An 11,757-nucleotide genomic window follows, 5' to 3' on the forward strand; every position below is an offset into this window, starting at 1 on the left:
GGCTAACATCAGGTCAATTAACGGTTTTCAATGATCATTGTAATACGGTTTTCCGCGCCATTTTCAAGTGACTGCTTTAAAATCAAGCGGTTTGGTATTTTGGCCTGCGCATTGTAATTGAGATCGACCGTCCAGCCCTGTTCAATAATCTGGCTAATCCGCTGTGTATCATCTTTTTGCAATTTGGCAGTCGTTGTCGCAGGGCGGGCCTGTACCCAGTCCACTAAATAGCTGATCGGTGCTTGCCAGCCTGTGGCGCGTTGCAGTAATTCTTCGGCACTTGCCGCTTGAATCACACCTGTTTTAGCACTGTTTAATGTGACTTGGCCGGGCGTGCCGGAAATCTGGGTTTTGCCCACACCTAAAATACCACTCAGCTCAATATCAAATTCTTCTTGCTGTTGTACCCAGGTAAAGAATGCACTGCCGGTCTGTTGCGGTGTGCGCACACCAATTTTACCTTGCAGCTGGAATTGATTATCTGCCTGTACAGAAGGTGTCACTGGCGTTTGCGGATTGATCATCTGCTGACAGCCAGTTAAGAATAAAGCAGTTGCTGCAAAGGCACAGCAGCCCAATTGGCTTAAATTGCGCATAAAAGAATTAACTCGTTTGGTTTTGTGGTGCTAACAATAGCGAATTAAGTTGTTTTAATTCGGGGTCATTTGGATGGTTTTGTTGTAATTGTTGTAACACTTGATGGAAGTGTTGTATATCACCATTCATGTACAACGAACGCGCATAACGTACCCCAATCTTCACGCTTGGATTGAGTTGATATGCTTTGTATAAGACATCTGCAGCCGTGGCAAAGTCATTCTGTAAATAACAGATATAACCATAAGTATCCAGAATGGAAGCCTGTTCCGGTGCATATTCCAGTGCCTGTTCGACATAGCGGCGCGCTTCTTCCAGACGCCGGTTCTGCATTGCCAGGGTATAGGCATAGGCATTCAGATAGGTCGGACTATTCGGTTCAATCTTGAGTAAATTTGCCAGCAATTTATCCAGCTTGTTGCGATCCTGATGTGGATCTAGCAATAGCACTTGCGCATAAACCAGTTCCGGATCATCCGGCAGGTTTTTGCTGGCTTCTTCTAGCAGGCGGATCGCAGCTTTTTTATTCTGCATACGCGTTAAAATATCTGCCTGGGCCAGATATAAAAAGCTGGCATGTTGTGGATAATTCACCCGTTCCTGAGTCAAGAAACGCAGCGCATCATGCAGCTTATCCTGCTGGGCAAAAATCGAGATCATGTTACGACGCGAGACGGTGTACAGACTGCCATCGACCAGACGATAATAGGCTTTGGCGGTTTCATAATGCTGTTTGCGTTCAGCATTCACTGCCAGATAATAATAGGCTTCATTTTGATACTGCGCAGAATAACGCAGTTCGACCAGATGTTTTTCGGCCTTCTCGTATTCTTCCAGATCAATACTGGTCAGTCCGGCAATGAACAGGGCTTCTTCAGCCGTTGGCCATTTTTTTAGAATGTCTTGCAGTTTTTTCAGCGCCAAAGTCGCTTCGTTCAGCTTGACCAGATATTTGACTTCGGCCAGACGCACATCCAGATTATTGCGGTGTTTACGGCTGGATTTTTCATACCATTGCAGGGTTTCTTCTGGATCGCCAAGAGCATTCAGCAGATTGGCTTTCATCAGGATATAACCAGTCGCATTCGGACGTTTTTTTAGAGCACGGTTAATGGTATTTAAAGCCTGTTCCAGCTGACCATTTTGTGCTTCCAGACCGGCCACCAGCACCAGAATAGACGGATTGTCTCTGGCTTTGGTGGTGCTTAAAGCCTGAATCAGATAGCTGCGGTCTTCTGTGCCTTCAGGTGAAATCCCAGCGAGAATTTCTTCCAGATCGGCACTGTCATCAATTTGCAGGATTTTCTCTAAGGTCTCTGCCGCCAGCTCATACTCATGCGCTTTCAGGGCAATATGGGATAAATAAAATAAAGCGGGGACATCCTGCGGCTCCTGTACCACCCAGTGGGTCGAGATATCGAGGGCTGCCTGTAAATCATCATGTTCCAATGCAACATTCAGTGCACGCTGCTTGACCGTGGTGGAATTGCTCTTGATTGCCAGAACCGTATAGTTGTGCAAAGCAGTCGGAATGTCATGTGCGGCAATGGCAAACTCGGCCATCATACTTTGTTTTATGGCATCATAATTTTGATTTGCATGGTAAACTGCTTCCGCTGCATAAAGATGAGCAGTTGAAGCCATGCTACCCACCAATAGGAATGTGGTAGAATATTGCTTAATTGTAGGGCCGTTGATACGGCTGATTGTTTGACGCAATTTTTCTTGATCCAAGTAATGCTTTTTATGACACCGATATTGCACAATAGCATAAATTTATTGAAATGATGACCTGATATGTCTTTCTTTGCATTGGGTGTCAACCATCAAACTGCCTCTGTAGAACTGCGGGAACAAGTTGCGTTTAACCCTGAAAAGTTAAGTGCCATTCTTGCCGAGCAAAGCCAACACCCTGAATTAAACGACATGGTGGTGGTGTCTACATGTAACCGAACCGAAGTTTACGCGATGTCTGACAATGTCGACATGGTGCTGAACTGGCTCGCCCAAAAAAATGGGGTGGATGTCAAACAACTGCAAAATCATGTCTATCGTTATGAAAATGCCCAAGCCGTGACGCACTTGATGCGTGTCGCCAGTGGTCTGGATTCACTGATGCTGGGTGAACCGCAGATTCTGGGACAAGTCAAAAATGCACTTTCTCTTGCCAAAGACTCCCAGACGGTGTCACGCAGTTTAAACCGAATTTTTGAATATGCCTTTTATGCGGCCAAACGGGTTCGTTCCGAGACTGCTGTCGGCAGTCATGCGGTATCGATGGGCTATGCGGTTGCACAGTTGGCCCTACAGGTATTTAGTCATCCAGACAAGCTCACCATTATGGTGGTAGCAGCCGGGGAGATGAACAGTCTGGTCGCCAAGCATCTCGCAGAAATGGGTGTGGGCAAGATTATTATCTGTAACCGTACCCGAGAACGTGCAGACATTCTGGCGCAGGAAATTGCGCATCGGGTAGAAGTAGAAATTATTGACTTTGACCAGCTGGCAGACAATCTGCATCGCGCCGATGTGATTTCCAGTTGTACCGGCAGTCTGCATCAGGTGATTCATTTTGCAGATATCAAAGCGGCACTGAAAAAACGCCGTTACCAGCAAATGTTGTTAGTCGATCTGGCCGTGCCACGTGATATCGATCCTAAAGTTGAAAAACTTGATGGGGTATATCTGTATGGCGTCGATGATCTGCAAAGCGTGATTGAGGAAAATCTGGCGCATCGTCGTCAGGCTGCGGTTGAAGCCGAAGTTATGGTGAATCAGCTCGCAACAGAACTGATGACCCAGCAAAAGGTCAAGCAGGCCGGGGCCACCATTCATGCTTATCGTGACCATGGTGAAGAGTTGCGGCAGGAAGAACTGGCATTGGCGCTGCAACGTATTGCCCAGGGTGAAAAAGCAGAAATGGTTATGGCTGAGTTTTCGCACCGCCTGACACAGAAACTCTTACATCCGACTTCTATTGTGCTGCGTGAGGCGGCCAAGGCGGAAGATCCAAGCTGTTTTGAAATGATGCGCGATACCTTGCAAGAGGTAGTTGATACACGCCGCAAGACCAAACATTAGCGAGCTCTTTAACAATAGCTATTTTGAAGAACGGCGTTTAGAGATAAACGCCTTATTTTTATTTGAAGCGATTTAAAACTGTTAATCGTCCAATAAGGTCATGGAGCGTTTTTTATCAATTTCGTAAATCTGCATTTTCAGATTCTTCATTTCTGCAATGCTGCTAAATTTTTTCGATTTTATCTTGTTTTTCAGACACTGATATTGCAGCTTGGTCGAGAAGTCTGCCGCCAGTTTGTCGGCCTGTTCAGGCGAAGAGGTATAATCGCTCACATTGGCATGTTGTAGAATATGCTGTAATTCATGATGATGTACTGCACAGGCACCTAAAACATAATAGATCGAGAGTTCAGGATCATCCGGCAGGTCATCAAAAATCACATTCAGAATATTTAGGATTTTAAACAGCAGCTGATCTTCAGATACCAGCGCACGCAGTGGTTCAAAATGAATATACAAATAGGGATGATTCATCAAAATTGCAATCACATATTCTTCAGCATCAATTTTGGTGCTAAAACTTAAGGATGCATCGGTATTAACCTTGGGTTGCCATTTACGGTTAAAGCCCAGTTTTTCGCGGAAAAATTGCTGCAGCAAATAGCGGAATGAGCCATGTTTAGGCAATAATTCGGTCAGATTTTTCAGTTCACCCATGACCTGACTTTTACCTTCAGGGGTAGTGATGTCCTGATTTTGGGTCAGATGGGCAAACACGAAGTCCGACATCAGCGGCGCCTGATCCAGCAAGCGTCTAAAGTTTTCGATGCCTTCACGGCGGATCAAGGAGTCCGGGTCATGGTCAGCAGGCAAAACAAAGAATTTCAGCTCACGGCCATCACTGAGTAATGGCAGGGCAATGTCCAGCGTTCGGCGTGCGGCTTTTTGACCGGCAGCATCGCCATCAAAGGCAATGGTAATCCGGTTGTTCTGCTTAAACAGAATGTTCAGATGGTCGGTATTACTGGCAGTCCCCAGTGTCGCGACTGCGCCATGAATGCCGTATTGCTGCAATGCAATCACATCCATATAGCCTTCGACCATCAGCCATTCCTGGGCTTTCTGCTTTCTGCCTTCATACAGCCCATAAAGCAACTGGTTCTTATGGAAAACTTCAGAGTCTGGCGAGTTGATGTATTTGGGCTTGATCTCGTCATTGAGCGCACGGCCACCAAAGCCGACCACACGACCCTTGGTATCACGAATCGGGAAAATTACCCGTTCACGCAATAGATCAAAATCACGGCCACTGTCGCTGGTACGAATCAGCCCCAGTAGTTTCAGGCCTTCAATATCCTGAGGAAAGGCTTTTTCCAGATGTTGCCAGTCTTCAGGTGCATAACCTAAGCGCCAATAGGCAATGGTTTCTGCAGTCAGGCCACGTTGCTTGAAATATTGCTGTGCACTGGAACTGTTGGGTAACTGGCGTTCATAGAACTGCGCAATATTTTCCAGCAGGTCGTATAAGTTGCCGTCTTGCTGAACTTCGGCCATTGGCATGTGTTCAAAAGCAGCAAAAGGGTCGCCGTAGAAATCCTGTTCGGAGGCCTGAAACTCTGCAAATGGATCAAAAGAAGCATCCGACACAGAATATTCTTGTGCTGGGCGTTGCGGAGCTTGCGTATTCTCAACTTTGGTCGTAGCGACTATTTTCGGTTTGGCTGCTTCCCGTTTGTATTTTAATTTATTGGAATCAGTATTGTCTTTTGGCAGTTCAATGCCGGTCTGACTGGACAGGTCTTTCATCACTTCGACGAAATTACGGCTACCAATGTCCATTAAAAAACGGATGGCGTTGCCATTGGCCTGACAGCCAAAACAGTGAAAATATTGTTTGTCACGATAGACGTGAAAAGAGGGCGATTTTTCCTGATGGAAAGGACAGCAGCCCGAATAGGTACGGCCAGTTTTTTTCAGTTTCACGAATTGACCAATCACATCGACAATATCGGTGCGATCGAGAATCTGATCAATCGTATGTTGAGGAATTGCCATAATCTGCTGAGCTTCTCGTGCTGCGTATCTAAGGTTTAAGTGATTGAATCAATAGGATTGAACTGATTCAGGTCAATTCTTTTTAACTTCCTTTGTATACCTTTTGTACGATTTGTTCAAGCCTGGCCGGGACAAAGCAAAAGGGCAAGTATGATACCTTGCCCTTAAAGAAAATGCACCTGTGACAGTCGGCTTATTCGGCAGTCGGTTCAGGTTGCTCTGCTTCGGTATTTTTAGGACGATCAAGCAAACCAAAAGACACACGATTGGTCAGGCTGCGCTTTTCAGTTTCTGGCGCATCCGACTCTGCATTGTTGTCAGTCACCGTCTTGGCTTCTTTACCAAAAATACCCAGTGTGGCACGGTTAAAGAAACTGCTTTCGCTACGTGCTGCACGCAAGTTGACCGTACCATCAGATTTCACCAGATTTGGATAATTCAGCTTTAACACATCAACATATTGCTGAGAGGTTGCTTTATCACCCAGTTGATCATAGCCATAGGCAATCGTTGCCAGTGCTTCTGGAATCTGAGGGGTTTGTGGATAATGTTCCACCACCCATTGTGCACGTTCAACCGCAGCCAGATAGGCTTTACGTTTTAAATTAAAGCGTGCCGCATTCATTTCATGCTCAGCCAGTTCCTGACCGATAAATTTCATGCGCTGCGCTGCATCGACCGCATAGGTGCTAGACGGATAGCGGCGAATGAAATCGACAAAATTCTGATAAGCCACTTTCAGATAGCTGACATCACGATGCGACTGTTTCAGCGAGGTATAACGCAGCAGACCATTATAGTTCTGCTCCATATTGGATACGCCGCGTACATAGTAAGCATAGTCGACATTTGGATGTTGTGGATTCAGACGGATAAAACGCTCTGCCAGTGCCACTGCACCTTCATAATCTTTTTGCTGAAATTTTACATATAACAGTTCAAGTTGCGCTTGCGGAGCATACTGACTGGTCGGGAAATAGGTTTCCAGTGCTTCTAGCTGTTTTGCGGCATCGGTATATTGATTACGATCTAGCGCTTTCTGTGCTTTTTGAATATAAACTTGCTCGCTAGATTCAGGACCTTTATCCACGACTTCTTTTTTGGGATTACTGCTACAGCCTACCATTGCCGATGCAATGCCAATCGTGAGGGCAAGCATTGTCATTTTATAATGTGGTAGCGACATAAAAATTCCTCTGTTAATACGGGCAATGAGCTACAATTGCACTATTAAACCACTTTTGTCTGAATGAGCAAATGAGTCAAGCACAATCTTCCAATTCTAATATCCCTGATACTGATTTCAATTTACTTGAAGATTCTGAGGATGCAGATAACCATACTTCAGAAGCAACTGCAACACGTTTATCGTTGCAATTTCAACTGGATGAAACTTATATCGGGCAACGGATCGACCAGATTGCCGCGATGGTCTGGAGCGATTTTTCCCGAGAAAAATTAAAGCAATGGATCAAAGATGGCAATTTATTGGTGAATGGTCAGCCGGTCAAGCCGAAATTTAAAAGTGATGGTTTTGAAACCCTGACCTTAAATGTCGAGCTTGAAGCACAAACGCGCAGCCTGCCAGAAGACATTCCACTGGACATCATCTATGAAGATGATGACATTATGGTCATCAACAAACCAGTCGGTATGGTGGTACATCCGGGCGCTGGCAATAGTTCTGGCACCTTGGTGAATGCTTTATTGCATCACTATCCGAAATCAGCTGAACTGGCGCGTGCAGGTCTGGTACATCGTATCGATAAAGACACCAGCGGTCTGTTGGTCGTAGCGAAAAATCTGGAAGCACAGTTCTCTCTCAGCAAACAGCTTGAGAAAAAATCAGTGTATCGTCTGTATGATCTGGTGGTATATGGCAATATTATTGCTGGCGGTACCATTGATGAACCGATCAAACGCCATCCGGTGGATCGCGTGAAAATGACTGTGCTTCCGGGCGGTAAAGATGCAGTAACGCATTATAACGTCAAAGAGCGCTTCCAGCATTTCACCCGTGTTCAAGCCCGTCTTGAAACCGGACGTACCCACCAGATTCGTGTGCATTTTAGCTATATCGGCTTTGGCTTGATTGGTGATCAGGTGTATATGCCGCGTGTACGTATGCCGGCAGGTGCATCACAATTATTAGATGATACTTTACGTGGCTTTAAACGTCAGGCCTTGCATGCAGCAAAACTCGGTCTGACCCATCCGCGTAGCAAAGAAGAAATGACCTTTGAAGCGCCGTGGCCGGAAGATTTTGCCAATCTGATTGAAGTGCTGCGCACCGAAAACAAAGCCTATTAATTTTTTTATTTAGCTCGCGTCAAAGCAAGGAATCGAGATGCAATTTGTACCAGGACTTCCACAAGGTGTGTATGTGGGTCAGACCCGCGTTCATCATGCGAAAGTACAGCCATCCATGCAGCCTGAGCTTGCAGGTTTTAATCTGGCCTTGCATGTGCAGGATGATGCGCAGCGGGTACAACAGCATCGTATGGCTTTACTGCAAGATTTCGCTGCCTTTGGCGTAGATAAAATTACCTGGATGACCCAGACGCATAGCACCATCTGTCATAGCATTAATGAACAGATACCCTTTGAGGCATTGGTCGGCGATGGTCTGGTGACGCAGCGCAAAGCGCATGCCCTGATGATGATGACCGCAGACTGTTTGCCGGTGGTGTTAGGTAATGCCGATGGTACGGAAGTTGCCAATTTGCATGCCGGTTGGCGTGGTCTGGCCGGTGGTATTATCGAAAATACCATTGCGGCCATGCAGACTCCGCCGACCTGGGCCTGGCTTGGTGCAGCCATCAGTCAGCCCTGTTTTGAAATTGGCACTGAGGTGAAAGTGGCTTTTTGCAGTAAATATCCTGAACTGGACAGTGCATTTCAGGTGGGCGAGCAGGCGGGTAAATATTATGCCGACCTGTATGCGATTGCGCGTTATATCTTGCGACAACATGGGATACATACCGTATTGGGCGGGGATCAGTGTTCTTATCGTCAGGCGGATGAATATTTTTCTTATCGCCGTGAGCCTAAAATGGGTCGTATGGCGACATTCGTGTTTATGGCATGAAAATGTTAAACTTAACTGAATTTTTTGGCTTTTGAGCATTATGTCCCTATCTTCCAAATCTGTTGCGATTGTTTATCACAGTCCTTATGGACACACGGCTAAAGTGGCAAATTTTATTGCTGATGGTGCACGGGAAACTGGTGTTCAGGTGCATATGATGAATGTCGAACATATTGATTGGGATGTGCTAGATGCCGCAGATGCGATTGTCTTTGGTTGTCCGACCTATATGGGAAGCCTGACCTCTGCCATGAAGCTGTTTATGGAGCAGTCATCCAAGCGCTGGCTGGCGCGTAGCTGGCAGGGCAAACTGGCAGCAGCTTTTACCAATGGTGGCGGACTTAGTGGCGACAAACTGGCAGTGTTGCAGCAAATCAACCTGTTTGCGATGCAGCATGGTATGTTGTGGAGCGGTTTGCCCTTGATGCCGACAGGTCGTGCCGTGACTGATCTGAATCGTATGTCGAGCTTTTTGGGGCTGATGACCCAGTCGGACAATGCACCGGTAGAAGTCACCCCACCTGAAGGGGATTTAAAAACCGCGCTCTGGTTTGGCGAATATATTGCTTTGACACTGGCGCGCTTAAATCATCCAGCTTAGTCACTGATAAAAAAACCTCCACATGCTGGAGGTTTTTATATTCAAGTATTGATCCATTATTTATGGAAAATTCGCGCTTTATCACGTTGCCAGTCACGGTCTTTTTCAGTGGCACGTTTGTCATGGAGCTGCTTACCTTTGACCAGTGCAATTTCCAGCTTGGCATGTGGGCCTTTCCAGTAACAGGCCAGTGGCACGCAGGAATAACCTTTCTGGTTAATCGCGCCCATCAGCTTTTCAATTTCACGGCGATTCAACAACAGTTTTCGGGTACGGGTCGCTTCAGGCACCACGTGTGTTGAAGCACTCAGCAAAGGCTGAACTTGCGCACCAAACAGGAAAGCTTCACCATTTTTAAAGGTAATATAGCTTTCTACAATGGTCATACGACCGGCACGCATTGATTTGACTTCCCAGCCCTTTAATGACAGCCCCGCTTCAAATTTCTCTTCAATAAAATAATCGTGGCGGGCACGTTTATTCAGTGCAATGGTACCGCCATTATTTTTTTTTACTACAATAGATGCTTTCGCCATAATCTGATACTTCCAAACGTGCTGCTATTGTACCGCAACTAGAAATAAGGTGAAGTTTTTTAAATTAATGAGGATTATTCACCAAAAAAACAAGTTTTTGCTAAAATAAGATTCTACATAACAAACAGAGTACAAATGGATGTCTAAAACTCGTGTGATTTATCCGGGGACTTTTGATCCAATTACCAATGGACATATTGATTTGGTAACCCGCGCAGCGCGAATGTTTGATGAGGTCGTTGTGGCGATTGCCATCGGTCATCATAAAAATCCGGTATTTAGTCTGGAAGAGCGTGTTGCCCTGGCAAAAGAGTCATTGAGTCATTTGGACAATGTTGAATTTGTAGGTTTTGATGGTTTGCTGGTCAATTTCTTTCGTGAACAAAAAGCGACGGCTGTACTGCGTGGTTTGCGTGCAGTGTCCGATTTTGAGTATGAATTTCAGCTGGCCAATATGAACCGTCAGCTTGACTCCCACTTTGAAGCGGTATTTTTAACTCCTTCAGAGCAATATTCTTTTATTTCATCCACTTTGGTGCGTGAAATTGCTCGATTAAGAGGTGATGTGACCAAGTTTGTACCACCAAACGTGGTTGCTGCCTTCGAGCGTAAACTTCAACAAGGTTGGTAGCGTGTCTTTATATATCACCGATGAATGTATTAATTGTGATGTCTGTGAACCTGTATGCCCGAATGAGGCCATTTATATGGGTGAACTCATTTATGAGATTCATCCAGATTTATGTACAGAGTGCGTCGGACATCATGATCAACCGCAATGTCAGCTGTTCTGTCCGGTGGATTGTATTCCACTGGATCCGAACCATGCGGAAACGCAGGAGCAGCTGCAAGCCAAGTATGAAAAACTGACTGCTCAAAAAACATCAAGCAATTAGTCTCGATATTTGGTACTATGCCGCTCGAAGTGAGCCAGACGATCGCTGCTGTGGAGATCTCCGTGATTGAAGCAGGGGAGGAAAGTCCGGGCTTCATAGGGCAAGGTGCCAGGTAACGCCTGGGCGGTGCAAACCGACGGCAAGTGCAGCAGAGAGAAGACCGCCTTCATTATGTTTTCGAGCAATCGGAATCGGAGGTAAGGGTGAAAGGGTGCGGTAAGAGCGCACCGCATGGCTGGTAACAGTTCATGGCGAGGTAAACCCCACCGGAAGCAAGACCAAATAGGAATCCATTAGGCATGGCCCATGCTGGATTCGGGTAGGTCGCTTGAGCGCATGAGTGATTGTGCGCCTAGAGGAATGATCGTTCACGACAGAACCCGGCTTATCGGCTCACTTCAACAAATTTTGATCAAACAGTGCATTATGGGGTTGACGCTCTTTAAAGAAAATCTCATAATGCGCGCACAGTTTAAGGCTATGTAGCTCAGTTGGTTAGAGCACCGCACTCATAATGCGGGGGTCACAAGTTCAAGTCTCGTCATAGCCACCATATTCTGAAAAAACCCACTCCGATTGAGTGGGTTTTTTTATGTCTGATATTTGGTGATGATGTTGGTGGAAAATCTGAAAAGCACTACAATAGGGCTTTGTTGCATAAAGGTGGCTTTGTTGCACAAACCTATCTGTAAAGGCTTTTTCAGCGATATAATTTTCAAATGAAGAAGCCTACACACAAAATCTACCGCACAACCAATTGGCCCGCATATAACCGAGCACTCATGAGTCGCGGAAATATTGCCATTTGGTTTGATCCTGCTACGCAATGGTATGCGCCATCAAAAGGCAAACAAGGGCGAAATCAAACCTACTCCGACGCAGCCATCCAATGCTGCTTAATGATTAAATCCTTATTCCGTCTGTCTTTACGTATGGTCACTGGCTTTGTGCAAAGTCTGATTA

The 11,757-nt window shown here is 45.9% G+C and carries 12 protein-coding genes, 1 tRNA gene and 1 other RNA gene; 9 read left to right on the forward strand and 5 right to left on the reverse strand.

Annotated features, from left to right (window positions below; all coding sequences use genetic code 11):
• Window positions 1-17: 17 nt before the first annotated feature.
• Window positions 18-596 (reverse strand): lipoprotein insertase outer membrane protein LolB, encoded by a 579-nt coding sequence (gene lolB / locus FTV29_RS09100; protein WP_180075394.1) that lies wholly within the window; start codon window positions 594-596, stop codon window positions 18-20.
• Between the two features lie 7 nt (window positions 597-603).
• Window positions 604-2,316 (reverse strand): tetratricopeptide repeat protein, encoded by a 1,713-nt coding sequence (locus FTV29_RS09105; RefSeq protein WP_005097736.1) that lies wholly within the window; start codon window positions 2,314-2,316, stop codon window positions 604-606.
• Window positions 2,317-2,394: 78 nt separating this feature from the next.
• Between FTV29_RS09105 and hemA the strand changes: the two genes are divergently transcribed.
• Window positions 2,395-3,678 carry a glutamyl-tRNA reductase gene (gene hemA, locus FTV29_RS09110; protein WP_005169843.1) on the forward strand — a complete coding sequence of 428 codons (1,284 nt, stop codon included), beginning with the start codon at window positions 2,395-2,397 and terminating at the stop codon, window positions 3,676-3,678.
• Between the two features lie 81 nt (window positions 3,679-3,759).
• Here hemA and FTV29_RS09115 read toward each other — a convergent pair whose 3' ends face one another.
• Both FTV29_RS09115 and FTV29_RS09120 read right to left on the reverse strand, forming a co-directional pair.
• Window positions 3,760-5,673 (reverse strand): DNA primase, encoded by a 1,914-nt coding sequence (locus tag FTV29_RS09115; protein WP_100355888.1) that lies wholly within the window; start codon window positions 5,671-5,673, stop codon window positions 3,760-3,762.
• Between the two features lie 193 nt (window positions 5,674-5,866).
• The gene (locus tag FTV29_RS09120; protein WP_005097733.1) at window positions 5,867-6,859 is read right to left on the reverse strand and encodes an outer membrane protein assembly factor BamD; all 993 of its coding nucleotides are present in this window, start codon (window positions 6,857-6,859) and stop codon (window positions 5,867-5,869) included.
• Between the two features lie 71 nt (window positions 6,860-6,930).
• Here FTV29_RS09120 and rluD point away from each other — a divergent pair, with 71 nt between their 5' ends.
• The 3 genes from rluD to FTV29_RS09135 are packed head-to-tail and all read left to right on the forward strand — an operon-like array spanning window position 6,931 to window position 9,362.
• Window positions 6,931-7,983, forward strand: coding sequence for a 23S rRNA pseudouridine(1911/1915/1917) synthase RluD (rluD, locus tag FTV29_RS09125; protein ID WP_180075395.1), 1,053 nt, complete (start codon window positions 6,931-6,933; stop codon window positions 7,981-7,983).
• Window positions 7,984-8,020: 37 nt separating this feature from the next.
• On the forward strand, window positions 8,021-8,761 hold the full coding sequence (gene pgeF, locus FTV29_RS09130; RefSeq protein ID WP_180075396.1) for a peptidoglycan editing factor PgeF: 741 nt from the start codon (window positions 8,021-8,023) through the stop codon (window positions 8,759-8,761).
• A 40-nt stretch (window positions 8,762-8,801) separates the two neighbouring features.
• Entirely contained in the window at window positions 8,802-9,362 is a 561-nt protein-coding gene (locus FTV29_RS09135) for a flavodoxin family protein (RefSeq protein WP_005097730.1), read from the forward strand.
• 56 nt (window positions 9,363-9,418) lie between these two features.
• Here FTV29_RS09135 and smpB read toward each other — a convergent pair whose 3' ends face one another.
• Window positions 9,419-9,898 carry an SsrA-binding protein SmpB gene (smpB, locus tag FTV29_RS09140; RefSeq protein ID WP_004280586.1) on the reverse strand — a complete coding sequence of 160 codons (480 nt, stop codon included), beginning with the start codon at window positions 9,896-9,898 and terminating at the stop codon, window positions 9,419-9,421.
• A 139-nt stretch (window positions 9,899-10,037) separates the two neighbouring features.
• Here smpB and coaD point away from each other — a divergent pair, with 139 nt between their 5' ends.
• From coaD to FTV29_RS09165, 5 genes are all read left to right on the forward strand, one after another.
• A complete protein-coding gene (coaD, locus tag FTV29_RS09145; RefSeq protein ID WP_004280585.1) occupies window positions 10,038-10,529 on the forward strand; it encodes a pantetheine-phosphate adenylyltransferase in 492 nt (163 codons plus the stop codon).
• A 1-nt stretch (window position 10,530) separates the two neighbouring features.
• On the forward strand, window positions 10,531-10,794 hold the full coding sequence (locus FTV29_RS09150) for a YfhL family 4Fe-4S dicluster ferredoxin (RefSeq protein ID WP_005097729.1): 264 nt from the start codon (window positions 10,531-10,533) through the stop codon (window positions 10,792-10,794).
• A 26-nt stretch (window positions 10,795-10,820) separates the two neighbouring features.
• Window positions 10,821-11,198: RNase P RNA component class A (gene rnpB / locus FTV29_RS09155), an RNA gene on the forward strand.
• 72 nt (window positions 11,199-11,270) lie between these two features.
• A tRNA-Met gene (locus tag FTV29_RS09160) sits at window positions 11,271-11,347 on the forward strand.
• 166 nt (window positions 11,348-11,513) lie between these two features.
• The coding region (locus tag FTV29_RS09165; RefSeq protein ID WP_171072066.1) for a transposase at window positions 11,514-11,757 on the forward strand (244 nt) is incomplete at its 3' end.

Source organism: Acinetobacter sp. YH12254, assembly GCF_013417415.1.
Taxonomy (GTDB): domain Bacteria; phylum Pseudomonadota; class Gammaproteobacteria; order Pseudomonadales; family Moraxellaceae; genus Acinetobacter; species Acinetobacter pseudolwoffii.